Genomic DNA, 19,830 nt, shown 5'->3' on the forward strand with positions numbered 1-19,830 from the left:
GGATTTTTATGTCCGTGTTACTTCTTTTTATGTGCAAAAATATGCACAACCCACTTATGCCGCTGCCCTTTCTGATAAAATCTCCAGAAAAACTCCACCAGAAGCAATGCCGCTGCTGCATCCACAATGTAATGCTGCTTCAGCACCTGGGTAGAGATAATGATCAGAATTGCAAATACCAGAGAAAATCTCTGATACCATTTCGGCACCTTCTCCGAGCCTTCCACACCTTTCCAGCACATCCAGCTCACATAGCAGTGGATAGAAGGAAACAAATTAGAAGGACTTCTCCCGCCATCCAGGGAATATACCAGAGCGAGAAGCTTTTCCGAAATGGTATTTCCTGCGATCTCCGGTCTTATATTGGTGGTCGGTATTAAAATAAAGCAGATAAAGCAAATAAAATGTATGGTCAGATCTGTGGCAACAAACCGGTAAAACATATCCTTACCACGCCTTGCCGCCAGCAAATACCCCACCGCCCAGAATGGAAATGCCAGAATATAAAACCACACAAATACAGGCAATAAAGGAACTTCCCTGTCAAATGCCATCGTAAAATCATAGTGATACCTGCCAGCTGTAAGCGCACTGCTTCCCCAGTAAATCAGACAATTCACTGCCATGATGGTCACAAGAGGTGCAATAGACCACAGGGGAATATATCGTTTTAACAGATCTCTTTTCTTTGTTTTCAAGGCAAAACTCCTTTCCGGACTCTTGCGATGTTACTGTCCGTGCTGCTTACTTCCTGACCAGCAGCACGGACAGTAGCGTTGCGGCTACCCTTTAATATACAATAAGTAACAAAAAAAGAAAAGAGGATATCTCCCCTTTTCTTTATTCTTTTATGGAAAAACTGTTTTTTTACTCTTCAAAGGTCTCTTTTAATTTGTCCATGAAGCTTTTTTTCTTCTTTTCGGACTTTTCTGTGCTATCACCGGCACTGCCTGCAGGACGATTGCCGCATGCCTCGTCAAATTTGCGGAGAGCCTCTTTCGCGTCCTCATTCAGATTGGTTGGTACCTGAACAACCAGAGTTACATAGTGATCACCACGGACATTCTTGTTTCGAAGGGACGGAACACCTTTGCCCTTCAGACGGATTCTGGTATCTGTCTGAGTTCCTGGTTTCACTTCATAGAGAACTTCTCCATCTACTGTATTCAGTTTGACTTCGCCTCCAAGCGCTGCCTGTGCATAAGTAATCGGTGCAGTAGAGTAAATATTCATATCCTGTCTCTGGAAAATCGGATGGCGTGCTACATTTACTTCTACCAGCAGATCGCCTCTCGGACCCCCATTTGTGCCAGGCTCACCTTTATCACGGATACGGATACTCTGACCATTGTCAATACCAGCCGGAATAGATACCTTAATTTTCTTGCGATTAGAAATGTATCCGGTACCACGGCAATCCGGGCATTTATCTTTGATGATCTTACCTGTACCATGACAATCCGGACACACCTGAACGTTACGAACCATGCCAAACATGGACTGCTGGGTGTAAACAATCTGTCCTTCACCATTACATTTCGGACAGGTAACCGGTGAGGTACCAGCCTTAGCGCCGGAACCGTGACAGGAAGTACATTCATCTTTCAGAGTAATCTCAAGTTCTTTCTCACAGCCAAATACAGCATCCTCGAAGGTGATGTTCACGCGTGCACGCAGGTTTGCACCCTTCATAGGTCCATTATTGGCACGTCTGCGGCTTCCGCCGCCTCCAAACAGATCTCCGAAAATATCTCCGAAGATATCACCCATGTCTGCGCCGGAGAAATCAAAGCCGCCGAAACCGCCTGCTCCGCCACCGCCGCCGTTTTCAAAAGCGGCATGACCAAACTGATCATACTGTCTTCTCTTGTCCGGGTCACTTAAGACGCTGTAAGCCTCTGTTGCCTCTTTGAATTTCGCTTCAGCTTCCTTATCTCCCGGATTTACGTCGGGATGATACTTCTTGGCAAGCTGACGATATGCTTTTTTTAATGTAGCGTCATCGGCGCTCTTATCAACGCCTAAGACTTCATAGTAATCTCTTTTATCAGCCATGATTTCTTTCTTTTCCTAACTTTTTGTATTTGGTTATCTTATGGAAGACGCCAGCGGCGCATTTCCTGTAATATGTCTTTCACCACCACTGCCCGGTCATGAATCATGACCGGGCTGTAGTTTCATGTTCCGAAATATTGGAACTTATTATTCAATTAAACCTCTTTGTAGTCAGCATCTACAACATCATCGCCGTAACCTGCCTCGTTACCTCCCTGGGAAGCTCCTCCCATGTCCGGTCCCGGGCCTGCCTGACCAGCACCGCCCTGTGGGTTCTGTGCTTCATACATCTTTGCGAAAAGCTTCTGAGCACTTTCCATCATCTTCTCCTGAGCAGCTTTGATCTCAGCGACCTGAGCATCTCCGATCTCATCTGTATTTGCATATTTAGCAAGAATATCTTTTAATGCATTTAAGTCAGCCTCTACGGAAGCTTTGTCATTTGCATCCAGTTTATCACCTGCTTCTTTCAGTGCATTCTCAACCTGGAATACCATGGAGTCTGCATTGTTCTTTGTATCAATTGCCTCTTTACGTTTCTTATCCTGAGCTTCGAACTCAGCAGCTTCTTTAACAGCCTTGTCAATATCAGACTCGGACATGTTAGAACCAGCTGTGATTGTAATATGCTGCTCTTTACCTGTTCCAAGATCCTTAGCAGATACATTTACAATACCGTTGGCATCGATATCGAATGTAACCTCAATCTGCGGAACACCACGACGTGCTGGCGGGATTCCATCCAGACGGAACTGTCCAAGGGACTTATTGTCTTTCGCGAACTGACGCTCACCCTGTAATACATTGATATCTACAGCGGTCTGATTATCAGCTGCTGTGGAGAAAATCTGGCTCTTCTTGGTCGGGATTGTTGTATTTCTCTCGATCAGACGTGTTGCAATACCACCCATTGTCTCGATAGACAGGGAAAGTGGAGTAACATCAAGAAGAAGGATGTCACCTGCACCAGCCTCACCTGAAAGCTTACCACCCTGGATAGAAGCACCAAGTGCAACACACTCATCTGGGTTCAGGGCCTTGCTTGGCTCTTTGCCAGTTAACTGTCTTACTTTATCCTGTACAGCCGGGATACGTGTGGAACCACCAACCAGAAGCACCTGTCCAAGATCAGAAGCAGTAAGACCTGCATCAGAAAGTGCACGGCGAACCGGCTCTGCTGTTTTCTCAACAAGATCGTGTGTAAGTTCGTCAAATTTAGCTCTTGTAAGGTTCATATCAAAATGCTTCGGTCCTTCAGCTGTTGCTGTGATGAATGGCAGGTTGATATTGGTTGTTGTTGCGGAAGAAAGCTCTTTCTTAGCTTTCTCAGCAGCTTCTTTCAGTCTCTGAAGAGCCATCTTATCGTTGCTTAAGTCAACGCCCTCTGTTCTCTTGAACTCAGAAAGCATATAGTCTGTAATTCTCTGGTCAAAGTCATCACCACCAAGACGGTTGTTACCAGCTGTTGCCAGAACTTCGATAACTCCATCACCAATCTCAATAATGGAAACATCGAATGTACCACCACCAAGGTCATAAACCATGATCTTCTGCTCTTTCTCATTGTCAAGACCATATGCAAGAGCTGCAGCTGTAGGCTCGTTAATGATACGTTTTACATCAAGACCTGCAATCTTACCAGCATCCTTGGTTGCCTGACGCTGAGCATCATTGAAATATGCCGGAACAGTGATAACTGCTTCTGTAACAGACTCTCCAAGGTATCCTTCAGCGTCTTTTTTCAGTTTCTGAAGAATCATAGCAGAAATTTCCTGTGGGGAATATTTCTTATCGTCGATTGTTACACGGTAATCTGTACCCATCTCTCTCTTGATGGAAGAGATTGTTTTCTCTGCGTTTGTTACTGCCTGACGTTTTGCAGGCTCACCTACCAGACGCTCACCTGTCTTTGTGAATGCTACAACAGATGGTGTTGTTCTGGATCCTTCTGTATTTGCGATAACGGTTGGCTGTCCACCTTCCATAACAGCTACACAGCTGTTTGTTGTGCCTAAGTCAATACCAATGATTTTTCCCATGATAATTTTCCTCCTGTTTAAAAATTCATGGTTGCTGTCCATTACACGAACAGTAACATTTATACTTTGTTTTTAGAAAATGTCGATGAAGTTTGATTCTCCAAGCTGCTCTCTGTCAATTAGCAACTTTTACCATACTGTGTCTTACAACGAAATCCTTGTAAGTATATCCCTTCTGGAATTCCTCTACGACGATGTTCTCGCCAACGGATTCGTCCTCCACATGCATCACTGCATTATGCAGATTCGGATCAAATTCCTTGCCTACAGCTTCGATTGGCTTCACGCCCATCTCATCAAAGGCTGTCATCATCTGCTTATAGATCATCTTCATGCCTTCTGCAAATGGATCATCCTCCGGTGCCTGTGCAAGACCTCTTTCGAAGTTATCCACGATCGGAAGCATTTTTTCAACGATGTCCCTGGCACCGATGATGTACATGCTGGATTTCTCCTTCTCCGTTCTTTTACGGTAGTTATCGAATTCAGCCATGCTGCGCTTCAGTCTGTCTGTAAGCTCCTCGACCTGCTGTTCAAATTTATCTTTCTCTTTTTTCTTCTTGCCGAAGAAAGAAGTTTTTGTCTTGGTTTCCGGTTCCTTCTGAGATTCTGCTTCCTGATCTGGCTGCTCAGTTTCTTCTGTCTGTGCAGGCTCTTCGGAAGTCTCCTCTTCTGCTGTCTGGGCTGTATCTGCTGCCTCTTCTTCGCTTCCGTCTGTTACCGGAATGTCAACTGCTTCTTCCTGTACTTCGGCTTCTTTATTCATTTCTTCTGACACGCTTTCAACCGCCTTTCTAGGTTTTCTTATTTACCATTTCGTCAAGCTGGACTTTTAATTTCTTTAAGCTGTCCACTACATTCTCGTAATCCATTCGCTTGGGACCGATAATTCCAATAGTTCCACGCATTCCATCTCCCAGCTCGTAAGTAGCTGTGACCACACTGCAGTCTTTCATGGTACGTACCGGAACTTCATCCCCGATGTATACCTGAACTCCTGTGTTCTCCGGATCTCCCATTTCCTCACGGACCATATCCGCAAGTTCCTGCTTATCCTCGAAAGTGGAAATCAGCTCACTGGCTCTGGATGTATCTGCAAGCTCTGGATACTTAAATATGTTGGTCGCTCCCGATGTATATACTTTCATATCTTCTTCGTCCACGTGAATCGTAGCTGCAACTGCGTCCAGCACATCTGCAACCACACCGCTGTGGCTACCCGCCTGTTCTTTCAATCTGGCGATCATGCCCAGATTAATATCCTGGATGGGTACGCCGTTCAGGTTCGTGTTAAGAAGAAGATTCAGCTTCAGGATCGTCTGGTCATCCATCTCCTCATCAATATTAATGATCTGGTTCCGAATGACATTACCCTCACATACAACTACGGCAATCAGCTGCCGCTCATTGACTCGTGAAAGCTGAATGAACTTCAGGGTGCTTCCCTTATACTGGGGAACCGCAACCATAGCCGCATAATTGGTATTCGTGGCAAGAACCTTCGCCACCTGCTTGAGCACCTTATCCATCTTATCTGATTTCTCAATCATCAGATCACGGATTTCTGCGATCTCGGCTTCCTTCTCCCTGGTAAGCTCATCTACATAAAGGCGATAGCCTTTATCTGATGGAATTCTTCCGGCTGAGGTGTGGGGCTGTACGATGTAGCCCATATCTGTCAGGTCGGACATCTCATTTCGGATGGTAGCAGAGCTGACATTCAGATCCGGATACTTGGAAATAGTTCTGGAACCTACAGGCTCGCCTGTTTCCATATAAGTTTTGATGATTGCTTTCAGTATTTTCCGTTTGCGCTCATCTAATACTTCATCCATGAAATATCTGCTCCTTCCTGAAAAGCAGACGGTCAAACCTGATTCTGATTTCCGTCTGGCTTCTTCGAATTCCTTTTGTTAGCACTCATTATTTAGGAGTGCTAACATCTATGTTCTTAAGATACACCTCAGTATTCCTTTTGTCAATATTTTTTACAAATTTTTTTCATCTTTTTTGATAGTTTTTACCCTATACTTTACCATTCCGGCTAAATTCTCCTTACTGCAATACCTTTTGGGGTAACAAAGATACTACCAGGTATCTGCCAACGCAGTCTTATGTTTGCTGCCGCATAAATGAAAAAGATGCCTTGAGAAAATTCCCCCTGGCATCTTCTTTCCTGTATAGTAATACCGCCCATAGGCGACATGTCCGTTTTGTAACTGTTCAGTACCTTCACAGTTCTACGTTTCGCAAAACAGTACCTGCTGAATTGCAGCCTCTATTTTTTATAATTTTCCAGATAGTCAAGAACTGCCGCCGGCTCATCCAGAAAAACTACCAGATCCAGCACGGAAAAATCCATGAATTTCTCTTCTGCTGTATACTCCAGCAATGCTTTCATCTTGTCATAATATCCGTCAATGTTATACAGCACAATTGGGCGGTCAATACGTTTCAGGCTTTTCAAGGTAAAAATCTCAAAAAATTCCTCATAAGTACCAATTCCGCCAGGCGCTACGATCGTAGCATCTGATTTTTCTTCCAGAAGTTTTTTGCGCTCTCTCATATTCTCTGTGAAAATAAATTCCGTACATTTCTCATACAGAACTCCCGGCTGGTCAAAAAAGCGGGGAGCGATTCCAAGTATGTAACCTTTTTCTGCTGCCACGCCTCTGGCTGCTGCTCCCATCATTCCGGTAGCTCCGCCTCCAAACACCAGACCATGACCTCTTTTTCCCATTGCTCTTCCAAGCTCTTCTGTTTTTTCATAATAAATATTTTTAAGCAGCGCACTTGAAGCACCATATACACATATGTTCAATCTGTTGTCCTCCTTATTTTTCTTCTAAACACAGGTGATGCCCACCTGCGGCAGCACCATATGCGAAAGTCAGCTGGCATATCTTTTCCAGTCAGCTTCCGACAGCCGCGCAAAACACCATATTGGCCACACCGCACAAAACCATCACCAGAATGGGATTCATTTTATATTTTCTTAAAAGCACCAGTGCGGCAGTAAAGAACACCACCATTCGAATGCATATGTTTTCCCGAAACAGTTCCACTGCACCATTTATAAAAAAAGATGATACTAAAATGGTAACTCCTGCCTTGGCGATCATTGCCACAACCGCCGGGCGAAGGGATGTGAGAGTTCCCTGGAGAAGGGACATTTTCCGGTATTTCGTGTAAATATATGCCAGCAGGGTTACAATTATACAGGAGGGTAAAATACAGCCAAGAGTAGCCACCACTGCGCCCCCAGGACCTGCAATCCTGGTTCCTACAAAGGTTGCGGAATTTACTGCAATAGGGCCAGGAGTCATCTCTGCAATGGTCACAAGGTCCGAAAATGTTTCCATGGAAAGCCAGCCATGCATAGTCACTACCTGTTCCTGTATAAGAGGCATTGCTGCATATCCGCCTCCAAAGCTTAATGCACCGATCTGAAGGAAACTGAAAAAGAGCTGAAGATAAATCATTTTTTCCTGCCCTCCTTCACAAGCGTACGCGCAAATCCAAATACAGCCACAATAAGTATTATATAAATAATGTTCACCTTCAGAAAATAGCTTGCACAAAAACTGATGACCATAATAATCACATTTACCCAGTCTTTTGACTTCGCCACGTTTTTCCCCATGTCGTATACCACGGAAATGATCACAGCACCTACGCCGGCAGTCATGCCTTTCAAAAGAGCTGCTATATAATAATTAGAGCAGAATGCATCATAAAACAAGGAAATCAGGGACAGGATCACCATTGGCGGAATAATAGCCCCCAGAACCGACAGCAGCATTCCCGGTATTCCCCCAAGCTTGTATCCCACCACAATTGCTCCGTTTACCGCGATTGCTCCTGGAGATGACTGTGCGATTGCCACCAGATCCAGCATTTCTTCCTCATCGATCCAGTGATATTGATCCACAAATTTCTCTTTCAATAAAGTAACGATCACATATCCGCCGCCAAAAGTAAACGTACTAAGATATAACGAGGCAAAAAAAAGCTTTCTCAGCACATATCTTTTATTCTTTTGTTTTTCTTCCATTTCCGGCACTCCTAATAATTCTGCATGATTTCTGTGCATCGCGAAGCGTGTTACTGGTCAGGTCATGAACAATCACGCTTTTCTTTTTTAAGATAACGCACTATAGGTATATCTGTCAATTAAAGTTTTGGAATGCTTCTGGCATTTCAGAGGGCAGAACAAATATTCGATTCTGCTGTACTTTTATAAAAAAGGATGCTATACTGGAAACAGTTAAAGCGTGTTTGATTTTATAAAAGAAAGGACTCATATGGATCATTTTGAATTACATTCCGAGTATAAACCAACCGGCGATCAGCCACAGGCTATTGAGAAACTGGTAAAGGGATTTAAAGAGGGAAATCAGTTTGAGACGCTGCTTGGTGTCACCGGCTCTGGTAAAACATTTACTATGGCAAACGTTATCCAGGCGCTGAATAAGCCTACTCTGATCCTGGCCCATAATAAAACTCTGGCAGCGCAGCTGTATGGTGAGTTTAAAGAATTCTTCCCTGAGAACGCAGTGGAATATTTTGTTTCCTATTACGATTATTACCAGCCAGAAGCATATGTGCCTTCTTCTGACACTTATATTGCTAAGGACTCTGCGATCAATGATGAAATTGACAAGCTCCGTCTTTCTGCCACTGCCGCCATGTCAGAGCGAAAAGATGTTATTATCATCTCTTCTGTGTCCTGTATCTATGGATTGGGTTCTCCTCAGGAATTTCAGGACATGATGATTTCCCTGCGTCCTGGCATGACTAAGGATCGTGATGAGGTTATCCGGGAGCTGATCGACATTCAGTACACCCGAAATGAAATGGACTTCCACCGAAGTACCTTCCGCGTCCGTGGCGACACTCTGGAGATTTTTCCGGCTAACAGCTCAGATACCGCTGTCAGAGTGGAGTTTTTCGGAGATGAGATTGACCGTATCTCTGAGATTGATGTGCTCACCGGAGAAATCAAATGTCAGCTTGCGCACATCGGTATTTTCCCTGCTTCCCATTATGTAGTACCAGCGGAGCAGATTCAGAAAGCAGCCATTGCCATTGAAGAGGAATTAAAAGAACGGGTAGACTACTTTAAAAGCGAAGACAAGCTTCTGGAAGCCCAGCGTATCTCCGAGCGTACCAACTTTGATATTGAAATGATGAAAGAAACCGGCTTCTGCTCCGGTATTGAGAACTATTCCCGTCATCTTTCCGGACTGGAGCCAGGGCAGCCACCTTATACTCTGCTGGATTATTTCGGGGATGATTTTCTTCTTATTATTGATGAGTCGCACAAGACAGTCCCACAAGTTGGCGCTATGTATGCTGGCGACCAGAACCGTAAACAGACATTGGTAGACTATGGTTTCCGTCTGCCCTCTGCTAAGGATAACCGCCCTCTGAGTTTTGAAGAATTTGAGAATAAACTTGACCAGGTTTTGTTTGTATCTGCTACCCCGGGAGATTATGAATACGACCATGAGCTTCTCCGCGCCGAGCAGATCATCCGTCCTACCGGTCTTCTGGATCCGAAAGTGGAGGTGCGCCCTGTAGAGGGACAGATAGACGACCTGATTTCTGAAATAACGAAAGAAACCTCCAGAAAAAACAAAGTGCTGATCACAACTCTCACCAAACGAATGGCCGAGGATCTTACCCAGTATATGAAAGATGTGGGAATCCGTGTCCGTTATCTTCATTCGGATATTGATACCCTGGAGCGTGCAGAAATCATCCGCGACATGCGTCTGGATGTATTTGATGTGCTTGTAGGCATTAACCTTCTGCGAGAAGGACTTGATATTCCTGAGATCACTCTGGTTGCTATTCTGGATGCAGACAAGGAGGGCTTCCTTCGTTCTGAGACTTCCCTGATCCAGACCATTGGCCGGGCTGCCCGAAACAGCGAAGGACACGTTATCATGTATGCAGACGTGATGACGGATTCCATGAGAAATGCCATTGAGGAAACCAACCGTCGCAGGGAAATCCAGGAAGCCTATAATAAAGAGCATGGAATTACTCCTACTACTATTAAGAAGGCAGTCCGTGATCTGATTGCAGTTTCCAAGTCAGTTGCTGAAACTGAAGTGAAGCTGAAGAAGGATCCGGAATCCATGAGCAAAAAAGAGCTGAAGAACCTAATCTCCCAGTTGGAAAAACAGATGCGCCAGGCTGCTGCAGACTTGAACTTCGAGCAGGCAGCAGAGCTGCGTGACAAAATGATCGAATTGAAGAAAAATCTTGCAGATGCGGAAAAGTAATCCTTCGATTTCTCCATGCATTTTGCCAGTCAGATTTGGCACAATTTACAGGATTCTCTGCCTGCAGCGGATCGCCTCCGGCCACATTTATATTTGCGCCGCAGTGCGATCCTGCCCGGCGGGGATTTCCGTTAACCTTGATTATTCAGCAATTAATTTTTATTTATCTTCACTGAAAAATTTCTAAAATGTCCTTCCGCATTTTCTGAGAACATTCCGATATAAGTTCCTGTAAAACTCATGTACATGGTTCCTTCTGTAGCCAGCCCTGCAGTAGCGCCGCTTCCCAGCTTCTCATAGTATTTTCCATCTTCGCTGTACCAGAAATCATATTCCAGAGGATTACCGATAATACGAAAATGAATATTTTCCCCAGAGGATACTACTTTCTCAGCTGTTCTTGCAAACATATCATGAATATGCCTGGAAAGACAAACCTTGTACTGTCCGTCCTCTCTGGTTAAGTAAATTTCATAATGATAAAACTGATTGTAGAATGTCCCCAGTCCCACTCTTTTATTTAAACCTTTGACGTTGCTGTCTTGGGAAACCAGACAGGAATCTGAAAAATTTTCTTTCAGACTCACCACAACATCTGCCTCAACATCAAATTCCTTCTGCTTGATTCCAACCCAGGTCGGAGTATCCATATCATTTAAAGTTACGCTTGTTCCCTTCAAAATAAGCTGTCCGGCAGCGGTATCCCGCACATAATTCTCCATATGCGGAGTTCGAACCCAGTTATAATGCAGGCTGAATTTCTCTTCCGAAAAATTATCTGTAAAATTCCGGCATATCGGCTGCACCTGATTACCTGGAAGTGGTCCCTCCATCTCCAAATCTATTCTTCCATTATTTCCAACAACCGGCCAACCCTCTTCATTCCAGATTACAGGGCTTAAAAATGTCTCTCTTCCAAGATGGTGAAGTTTCAGACCTCGCTGTGGAGTACAAGAGGGACGAATTCCCAGACAAACCAGCCACCAGTTTCCATTCTGATCAACTTCCAGATCTGCATGTCCGGTACAGGCAATAGATCCATCTGGATTATCCCTGTGGCTGAGAATCGGATTATGGGGACACGCCTCATACGGTCCAAATGGAAAATCTGCTCTTTGCATGGTAACCATATGTCCATATTCTGTGCCTCCCTCTGCAAGAAGCAAATAATATTTTCCATTCAGCTTGTAAATATGTGGTCCCTCCGGACAGATTCCGCCGCAGCCATGGCTGATACAAACACTTTCGGACAACTTTTCCCCTGTGTATGGATTGATTTTGCACATAAAAATTCCGTCTCTGTCATCTTCATCTCTGGAAGTAGAGGCGAAGTAAACATCTTCGCCATCAAACAACAAAGTAGGATCAATCCCTCCCTGATCAATCCATACCGGCTTTGACCATTCCCCGTAAATATCGCTGGTATGTACGATCAAATGCCCCTTATGTGACACATTGGTAGTGGTCATAAAAAACTCACCGTTATGGTAACAGAGCATCGGCGCATAAATTCCGCCTGACGGCCGAACACCGTCCAGATAAAGCTGCTCTTTATCTCTCAGACAGTAATTGATCAATTCCCAGTTCACAAGATTCTTACTGTGGTAAACCGGAACTCCGGGATAGAATTCAAAAGTTGAATTTACAAGATAAAAATCATCCCCGACTCTACAAATCGACGGATCTGGATTGTAACCGGAAATAATGGGATTTTTGTATTTTTGTATTCTGATATCTGACATGTTTTTTCCTCCTGACCTGCAAACCGACAAATGCGGTTCTCTTCATAAGATATCTACAGATTACTATGATTCAGAAGGAATAACAACCCTAAAAACTTTTGCTGTATTACAGGAAAAGTTGTATAAACGGCACTGTAAATATGGGTAAATGTGGGTATGCTCCGAACATTTTGGGAATAACCTCTTGAAAACCGGAATTCTATATGTTATACTGATACCCGTTGAAAAGCCCTGAAAAATAAGGTCTTAAGCGGCTTTTCCGCCGATTCCCGGCGTAGGTCATATACCTTCTGGTATATGCCTCCGCGGCATTCGTCAAATGTCCATGCAAGCATGGCCGCTTGACTCATTGCAGCGCGAAAATGAATCGAGTGTTCGTGACCTTCCACTCGTAAAACAAAACTAAAGGAGACAAATGAATATGAAAAACAAGAGTACCCTGTTTCTGGTGCAGGCAGCGCTGATTGCGGCTGTCTATGTTGTACTGACACTGGTGTTTGCACCGTTTAGCTATGGAGAGATCCAGGTTCGAATTTCCGAAGCCCTGACCATTCTTCCATTCTTCACACCAGCTGCCATTCCTGGTCTTTTTGTAGGCTGTATCCTTGCCAACCTGCTTGGCGGTGCAATTCCTCTGGATATTGCATTCGGAAGTATCGCTACCCTCATCGGAGCTGTATTTACCTACAAACTTCGTAACAGCAACAAATGGCTGGCACCAGTTCCACCAATCGTAGCCAATGCAGTTCTGGTTCCATTCGTACTTCGTTACGGCTATTCCGTCAATCTTCCGATTCCACTTATGATGCTTACAGTAGGTGCCGGAGAGATCATTTCCTGCGGAATCTTTGGAATGGTACTTCTTACTGCACTTTCCAAGTACAAAAATACGCTGTTTGGCAAACAGGCTGCTGCTAAATAAATTCAAAATCACAAATACCCGGTAAGGAATCTCATAAGAATGATTTTCTCCACCGGGTATTTCTATATTTCACGCATATATTCCAAAATATATCTTCAAAAAACATTATACAAGATACATGTCACTATTTGTTGAAGATTTTCTCCAGCTGAAGTTCCATAATAGGCTGCAACATCCAAATGTAAGTCCATCTTTTTTTATTCTATCTTCACCTGCTCCCTCAAAAATCCAAGAAACCGTTCCACACCACCGCCAAGTTTGGTCACACCCTCCGGCCTTTTTCCTGGAACTTCTGATACATCAAAGAAATCTCCATTTCCTGTTTTCTTCGTCTTCATGAAGCTGTCACTTCCATAAATCCCTTCTTCAATTCCCACATACTCATCCCCCCAGAAGCAGCATTCCTCCGGACAGATTCCATACGCTTCCTGAAGATGCTCCAGAATACGATCCACATTGTCGCTCTTACTTGAAATCCCCACCTCCAGATACTTAGCATCACAGGTTGGCTTCACTGTTATCCCATACTGTTCTCCTGCTGCCACAGAAATATCCAGAAGCCCCTGAAGACCGCCTTCTACACCATGCTTTTCCAGGCAATCCTTCAGCATATCCAGCTCATTCTCCTGCATAAACAGATTATCCCCTCTCTGGTTCTCCACCATCAGATCAATCTTACAATAATTAGGTCTGGAAAATACAATGTCCGTATTCAGTCCATACTTTTCCAGAAGCTTCATATGAATGTCAAAGCAGATTCTGTGAATATCCCCCAGCATTTTTTTGTCTGGAAGCATATCCGAGAAAATCAACTCCTGTCCATTTTCATACCGGTAATTAAAGGCACCGCGTCCAAGTCCCAGATACAATTGCGCCAGCTGTTCCTTTGTAAAATACGTCTCCAGTTTTCCCCCTGCAATATTTTCTATTGTAGTTCCGCTTACGATTACCAGATTTACCTTCTGGTCCAGAAGAGGTCGCATTGCTCCTACAATCTCCTCCACAGGTGCCTTTCGGCTGAGAACAGCTGTGCCATCCCAGTCGAAAAAGACTGCCTTATATTTCTTCTTCATAAATACTTCCCTTTCCTGCCTCCAGATGAATTTCCTTCTCATTAAGTTTTAAGAAGACTGCATCTCCTGACACCAGTTCTACTCTTGTTTTTTCATGTGTAAGCTGAATATTCAGCTTTCTTCCCCGGTATAGAAGGTTAAACTGCATACCCTTCCACAGCTTTGGAACATAAGGATGCAGTTCCAGTTCACCGCCGTTTACCCTCACACCTGCAAATCCGTTGATAATTGCCTGCCAGGTTCCTGCCATATTTGCAGCATGGATTCCCGCATAGAAGTTATCATGATAATCATCCAGATCCATTCTTGCAGACTGTGCAAAATATTCATACGCCTCGTCATAATATCCGATCTGGCAAGCCAGCATTCCAAACACACAGTTAGAAAGAGAAGAATGATGCAGTGTCACTTCCTGATAGAAATCATAGTTTCGTTTCAGTTCTTCCTTGCTGAATAAATAACTGTGCAGATAAAGCCCGAAAATAGCATCTGCCTGCTTGCACATTCTCTGTCTGTAGACAAATAATGGATGATAATTTTCATACAAAAGATGTCTCTTTTCCGGTGGGATTCTGGAATCATCCCATGGACGAAGCATCATAAACCGATCATCCAGCGCATATACCTGACGACTTTCATCATATGGAAAATACATATTTTCCACAATTTTTTTCCAGTATGCAGTTTCTTCCCGGGTAATTCCCATTCTGGAAACAAATGCCTCATATACATCCTCTCCAGCCTCTTTTAACATATCCAGCGATTTCAATGCATAACGGATATTTTCCCTTCCCATAAGATTGGTATAAAAATTATTATCCGTAATAGCATTGTACTCATCTGGTCCTGTTACCGCACAAATACAGTATTTTCCGCCCTTGCACTCAGCAAAATATCCTACATCCGCCCAGACTCTGGCAGTCTCCACAAAAACCTCAGCAGCCATATCTTTGAAAAACTCCATATCCCCGGTAACACTCACATACAGCCAAAACGCATAGGCAATATCTGCATTGATATGATACTGGGCCGTACCAAGTGGAAAATAAGTGGAAGCTTCCTCTCCATTAATAGTACGCCATGGATAAAGAGCCCCCTTCTGGTGTCCAAGAACTTTTGCACGGTCCCGGGCCTGATCCAATGTACGGAAACGATACTCCAGAAGTTTTCTTGCAAGCTCCGGTGCTGTGTACACAAATACCGGAAGCACATACATTTCTGTATCCCAGAAATAGTGTCCTTCATATCCTTCCCCAGAAAGCCCCTTTGCTCCCATTCCTGTGCGTCCGTCTCTTCCTGCAGACTGCATAATATGAAACAGGTTAAAACGGATTCCCTGCTGAAGGGTCTCATCATCATAAATCTGAACATCGGAAACATCCCAGAATTCATGGATTTTATCCATATGAGCCTGGAATTCCTTCCTCCATCCATTCTCAGATGCCTCTTTCAGTTCTTTTTTCGTAAATCTTTCCAGCTCGCTAACCTCCATGTCCTGACTGGATGTATAGACAATAGCTTTCTCACAGGTAACCGTAGTATTTTCCGGAATCTCCATTCTGCTTTCACACACAGCATGTCTTTTTTCTTCCTCTGTTTCAAAAACAGTTACAATCTCTCCGGCTCCTTCTATTTTATACTGACTTCCACAGCCCACAGTCATGCAACTCTGCAAAGTAGTGCCCTCATAATACAGCACACCGTCTTCAGCCTGAAGTTTATCCATATGCAGTCTGCTTCCAAAAGGACCATAGCCGATCAGCGGATTTGTCTTCCTCGTATGATTCTCCACATCCCCATTTAAATGAGAGCAGATACGAATCTCCCCTGAAAAATTCACTGGTGTGATCTGAATTCGCTGGTACATTCTGTTCTTATGCACCAAAGACACAAAACGTTCCATCACAAGCTGCAGCTTTTTCCCCTTTGGAGAAATCCAGGTCAGCTTTCTTTCCACATAGCCATCTTTCATATGGAGCACACGGCTGTAATCTTCCACCTTGCCGGTGCGCATGTCAAACAGCTCTCCATCTGCATAGATTTCTGTTTTCTTAAGATCCGGCAGATTCAGAAGTGACTGGCTCTTGGTCGGAAATCCATAATTCCACTCTCCGTAAGGAATGTCCACACTTTCATAAAATCCGTTGATAAAGTTGCCTTCCAGCCCTTCATCAACAGAGAAATCATAGCCTTCTTCAAAAGTACCTCTGGTACCAATATATCCATTTGACAATGCAAAGGTTGTCTCATTCCGGTAATTGGTTTCCATGGAAAATTCCTTTTCTGTAACATTCCATGTCTCTACTGGATAAATCGGTTTCTTGTTGATATCCATATTCTCATCCTTTCACAGCCCCTGCAGTAAGACTCTCCATAACCTGTCTCTGCAGAAGGATAAATAAAATAATTGTAGGAAGCACCGTCATCACAACTGCTGCAAACAGCGCGGAATAGTTGTTTGCAAAAGTTCCCATATAATAATTCAACGCAATAGGAACTGTCCTTGCACGGTCACCGCTTGTCAACATCAAAGCGAAATAGAACTCATTCCAGATATTGATAAACTGAATCATGGCAATGGTCACAAGTCCCGGCTTCGCCAGCGGCAGGATAATATGTAAAAATGTCTGGATAAAAGTTGCGCCATCAATATAAGCCGATTCCTCAAGCGCTGTGGAAATGGTCTTATAATAGCTGACCATAACAAAGAAAGACATTGGAATTCCCATTGCAGAATACACAATGATCAGACCAAGCTTTGTATCAAAAATCCCCAGCTTCTGGAAAATGGCAAACAATGGCTGGGAAATTGCCTGTGCCGGAAGCATTAAGGATGCTGAGATCAAAAGCACGATCAGAGTTTTCAGTTTAAAATCAAATCGAGAAATCACATAAGCGCACATTGCAACCAGCGCTACCGTAACAAGAACACTGATTCCCACAATGAGCACACTGTTCATGAAATATTTCAAAATCGGTGCATACTGAAGTGCCGCCTTATAGTTATCCAGGTTAAAACTGGATGGCAGGGACAATGCAGAGGAGTTAATCTCTGCATAAGATTTAAAAGACCCCAAAAACGCCCAAATGATTGGTGCCAATGAAATAAAAATCAAAAAGATCATAAAGAAATATTTGAAAAAGGACGCGATCCCATTTTTCACTCTGCTTGTTTTTCTCATTATGCCGCCTCCTTTTTCTCACGGAAAAGACCTTTGATCAGAATAACCAGTGTGATTCCGATAATGATCTGTACTACCCCTACTGCGTTTGCTTTTCCATAATTGTTTTCCAGTGTCGCTGCCTTATACAGATAAATGGGCAGGTTCAAAGTAGAAGTTCCAGGTCCGCCTTTTGTTGTCATGTAAATAATGTCAAACTGTGACACCATGGCCACACTTGCAAGAGTGACACAGGTTCCGCATACATTTCGCATCAGCGGTAGCGTAATATAACGGTCTGCCTGCCAGGGAGTTGCACCGTCGATTGCTGCTGCCTCATAAATCTCTTTGCTTACAGCACCCATTTCTGCCAGAAAAATAATGGTGTTAAATCCGGAATAGAGGATCCAGGTTGCTGTCACCGTCCAGAATGCATATCTGGAATTTCCGAACAGATTTGGAACCATGGCGTAGTCGATTCCAAGAAAATCCATGATTGGCTTTACAATTCCGAACATAGGATTTAAAAGCAGAGTAAACATAACACCTGTTGCCGCTGTAGGAATGATATTTGGGATCATGTATGCTGTTCTTGCAAATTTCCAGCCCTTCGGTTTTCTTCGAAGAACAAGTGCCATAGCAAGACCAACACCTACATGTATGGTGGACTGCAGCACTACCCACAGAAGGGTGTTCCGGATGGAGCAGATAAAATCGCTGTCACTGAAAATCGTAATAAAGTTTTTGATTCCCTGAAATGCAGGTGAATTAAAAGCGGTATAATCACACAGAGATGTGTAAAAAACAGTGATGATAGGAGCCGCATATACCAGTGCAAATAAGATCATGCAGGGAATGGTAAACAAAAAAATCCATATCTTTTTATTCTTTGTATTCATTTTTTCTCCTCACAAAAAGAATCCTGCCTGCAGAAAATTCCAACGGAATTTCCTGTTTCATAAAAACAGCCTGTCACCAGAGCTGTATTGGTGCCGGTGACAGGCTATTTACATTATTCCACGTTCTTTGCTGCCGCTTCTGACAGTTTTGTGCAGAACTCTTCTGCTGTGATGTTTCCATATGCCAGTTCCGGAAGCTCTGTTGAGAAGGTATCAATTGTATTCTGATACCAGTATGCCTGATTCTGTCCGTAAGTCACCTCTGCCTTGCCCTGGATTTCAAGTGCCTGTGCCATCAGAGGATCGCTCTCGGAAAGTGTATCCGGAACCTCAAGATTATCAGATACAGGCTGTAATCCGGTCATTTCCAGAGCCTTGATCTGGTTTTCCGGAGTTGTCTCGAATTTCAGGAATGCAACTGCTGCCTCTATTTTCTCAGGATCGGTAGCGCCTACCATATCGCCAGGTGTTGGAACCATTTCCATTCCGTTCCCTGGAAGAAGCATGATACCAACCTTGTCATAGAAGCCTTCCGGAGCCTTCTCTGTCTCAGAGAAATCCGGGATCATCCATGGTCCGTTCGGGAACATTGCAACTTCGCCGTTAAAGAAATGAGTTGCCATTGGATCATATTTTCCGCCAACAGCATCTGGTGTTGTATAGTTCTGGAACATTTTCTGGATGTTCTCTGCTGCTTCAATTACTTCTGGTGTATTGTAATCTGTTGGATACATAGTGTTCATCCACTCATTTCCAGCATCACCGTTTGTTCCAATAAGAGCACTCATCCACAGGTTTGTCAGCCATCCGGAATCTGCACTATCCATTCCGATCGGGGTGATTCCTGCTTCCTTCAGCTTGTCGCATGCTTCAAAGAACTCATCCCAGGTTGCATATGCTACTTCCGGAGCCTCGATTCCAGCCTGCTCAAACAGGTCTTTGTTATAGTAAATGTAAGAAACCTCTTTAGAAACCGGAATACCATAAATCTTGCCATCTACTGTATTGAAATCCAGAGATGTTTCATCAAACAGAGATTTCCACTCCGGATCTGCATCCAGGTAAGGTGTCAAGTCTGCTACTTTTCCGGATTTTGCAGCCAGCTCGATAATGTTGTTTCCACCATTGAAAACGATATCCGGCAGATCTCCGCTGGAGATAAGAAGTTTGATTTTCTGATTAAATGCATCTGTTGTAGGAATTTCCTCAAAGCTGAACTCTACGTTCTTTCCTTCCTCTGTCTGCTGAAAAGCTTCGAACAGATAGGAATAGTACTCAGCTGCGTAGTCGGTTCCTACGTGATAGTTGATCACGCTTAAAGTTACTTTTTCATCATCGGCAGCCATTACAGGTACAGCCATTCCCGCACACATAGTTCCGATCAGTGCTGCTGCCATAATTTTAGAAATCATTTTTCTTTTCATGATGTTCCTCCCTTGTTTTGGTTTGTGAGTGTATTATAGCCTGTAAAGCCCCTTTTTTTAATAAAAGACCTTGTGCTGTTCCTTGGATATTTCCGCACCATTTTCCTGATTTTTTCCCATTTTTCTCCTTTTCTTTCTCCTGTTTAAAAATTTTGTCCTCTTCTTTAAAATACATGACATTCCTGCAAATTTAATTGATGTACTTTTTGAAATGTGGGATAA

17 protein-coding genes are annotated in these 19,830 nt (G+C 43.7%); 2 read left to right on the forward strand and 15 right to left on the reverse strand.

What is annotated here, in order from left to right:
• Window positions 1-17: 17 nt before the first annotated feature.
• The 8 genes from AB5706_RS01410 to AB5706_RS01445 all read right to left on the reverse strand — a co-directional run bounded on the left by AB5706_RS01410 (window position 18) and on the right by AB5706_RS01445 (window position 8,148).
• The gene (locus tag AB5706_RS01410; RefSeq protein ID WP_233456036.1) at window positions 18-698 is read right to left on the reverse strand and encodes a phosphatase PAP2 family protein; all 681 of its coding nucleotides are present in this window, start codon (window positions 696-698) and stop codon (window positions 18-20) included.
• 169 nt (window positions 699-867) lie between these two features.
• The gene (dnaJ, locus tag AB5706_RS01415) at window positions 868-2,055 is read right to left on the reverse strand and encodes a molecular chaperone DnaJ (protein ID WP_118578560.1); all 1,188 of its coding nucleotides are present in this window, start codon (window positions 2,053-2,055) and stop codon (window positions 868-870) included.
• A 155-nt stretch (window positions 2,056-2,210) separates the two neighbouring features.
• Entirely contained in the window at window positions 2,211-4,094 is a 1,884-nt protein-coding gene (gene dnaK, locus AB5706_RS01420) for a molecular chaperone DnaK (RefSeq protein ID WP_148461282.1), read from the reverse strand.
• A gap of 115 nt (window positions 4,095-4,209) precedes the next feature.
• Entirely contained in the window at window positions 4,210-4,872 is a 663-nt protein-coding gene (grpE, locus tag AB5706_RS01425; protein WP_256144466.1) for a nucleotide exchange factor GrpE, read from the reverse strand.
• Window positions 4,873-4,888: 16 nt separating this feature from the next.
• Window positions 4,889-5,929, reverse strand: a complete 1,041-nt coding sequence (gene hrcA, locus AB5706_RS01430) for a heat-inducible transcriptional repressor HrcA (RefSeq protein ID WP_173716405.1) — start codon at window positions 5,927-5,929, stop codon at window positions 4,889-4,891.
• A 443-nt stretch (window positions 5,930-6,372) separates the two neighbouring features.
• Window positions 6,373-6,915, reverse strand: coding sequence for an LOG family protein (locus AB5706_RS01435; protein ID WP_173735240.1), 543 nt, complete (start codon window positions 6,913-6,915; stop codon window positions 6,373-6,375).
• A 91-nt stretch (window positions 6,916-7,006) separates the two neighbouring features.
• Complete coding sequence (locus tag AB5706_RS01440; RefSeq protein ID WP_173735239.1) at window positions 7,007-7,576, reverse strand: chromate transporter; 570 nt, start codon at window positions 7,574-7,576, stop codon at window positions 7,007-7,009.
• Entirely contained in the window at window positions 7,573-8,148 is a 576-nt protein-coding gene (locus AB5706_RS01445) for a chromate transporter (protein ID WP_173773368.1), read from the reverse strand. The genes AB5706_RS01440 and AB5706_RS01445 overlap by 4 nt, the downstream gene beginning before the upstream one ends.
• A gap of 250 nt (window positions 8,149-8,398) precedes the next feature.
• Between AB5706_RS01445 and uvrB the strand changes: the two genes are divergently transcribed.
• Window positions 8,399-10,387, forward strand: a complete 1,989-nt coding sequence (gene uvrB / locus AB5706_RS01450; protein WP_173773369.1) for an excinuclease ABC subunit UvrB — start codon at window positions 8,399-8,401, stop codon at window positions 10,385-10,387.
• A 152-nt stretch (window positions 10,388-10,539) separates the two neighbouring features.
• Here uvrB and AB5706_RS01455 read toward each other — a convergent pair whose 3' ends face one another.
• Window positions 10,540-12,129: a glycoside hydrolase family 43 protein gene (locus tag AB5706_RS01455; RefSeq protein WP_173770632.1), complete on the reverse strand. Its 1,590-nt coding sequence runs from the start codon at window positions 12,127-12,129 to the stop codon at window positions 10,540-10,542.
• A 415-nt stretch (window positions 12,130-12,544) separates the two neighbouring features.
• On the opposite strand from AB5706_RS01455, the gene AB5706_RS01460 reads away from it, so the two are divergent.
• Window positions 12,545-13,051, forward strand: coding sequence for a QueT transporter family protein (locus AB5706_RS01460; protein ID WP_442973248.1), 507 nt, complete (start codon window positions 12,545-12,547; stop codon window positions 13,049-13,051).
• Between the two features lie 197 nt (window positions 13,052-13,248).
• Here AB5706_RS01460 and AB5706_RS01465 read toward each other — a convergent pair whose 3' ends face one another.
• From AB5706_RS01465 to AB5706_RS01490, 6 genes are all read right to left on the reverse strand, one after another.
• Window positions 13,249-14,124 (reverse strand): HAD family hydrolase, encoded by an 876-nt coding sequence (locus AB5706_RS01465; RefSeq protein ID WP_173716402.1) that lies wholly within the window; start codon window positions 14,122-14,124, stop codon window positions 13,249-13,251.
• The gene (locus tag AB5706_RS01470; protein WP_173718786.1) at window positions 14,108-16,459 is read right to left on the reverse strand and encodes a glycoside hydrolase family 65 protein; all 2,352 of its coding nucleotides are present in this window, start codon (window positions 16,457-16,459) and stop codon (window positions 14,108-14,110) included. Before AB5706_RS01470 ends, AB5706_RS01465 begins: the two co-directional genes overlap by 17 nt.
• A 4-nt stretch (window positions 16,460-16,463) precedes the next feature.
• Window positions 16,464-17,306, reverse strand: a complete 843-nt coding sequence (locus AB5706_RS01475) for a carbohydrate ABC transporter permease (protein ID WP_173716400.1) — start codon at window positions 17,304-17,306, stop codon at window positions 16,464-16,466.
• The gene (locus tag AB5706_RS01480; RefSeq protein ID WP_173716399.1) at window positions 17,306-18,184 is read right to left on the reverse strand and encodes a carbohydrate ABC transporter permease; all 879 of its coding nucleotides are present in this window, start codon (window positions 18,182-18,184) and stop codon (window positions 17,306-17,308) included. Before AB5706_RS01480 ends, AB5706_RS01475 begins: the two co-directional genes overlap by 1 nt.
• 113 nt (window positions 18,185-18,297) lie before the next feature.
• Window positions 18,298-19,608: an ABC transporter substrate-binding protein gene (locus AB5706_RS01485; RefSeq protein ID WP_173716398.1), complete on the reverse strand. Its 1,311-nt coding sequence runs from the start codon at window positions 19,606-19,608 to the stop codon at window positions 18,298-18,300.
• Window positions 19,586-19,783 carry a hypothetical protein gene (locus AB5706_RS01490; protein WP_173716397.1) on the reverse strand — a complete coding sequence of 66 codons (198 nt, stop codon included), beginning with the start codon at window positions 19,781-19,783 and terminating at the stop codon, window positions 19,586-19,588. The genes AB5706_RS01485 and AB5706_RS01490 overlap by 23 nt, the downstream gene beginning before the upstream one ends.
• Window positions 19,784-19,830 lie beyond the last annotated feature (47 nt).

Origin of the sequence: Ruminococcus sp. RTP21484sp1_RTP21277st1_D2_RTP21277_210401 (assembly GCF_040924225.1) — a bacterium.
Lineage (GTDB): Bacteria > Bacillota > Clostridia > Lachnospirales > Lachnospiraceae > Blautia_A > Blautia_A faecis.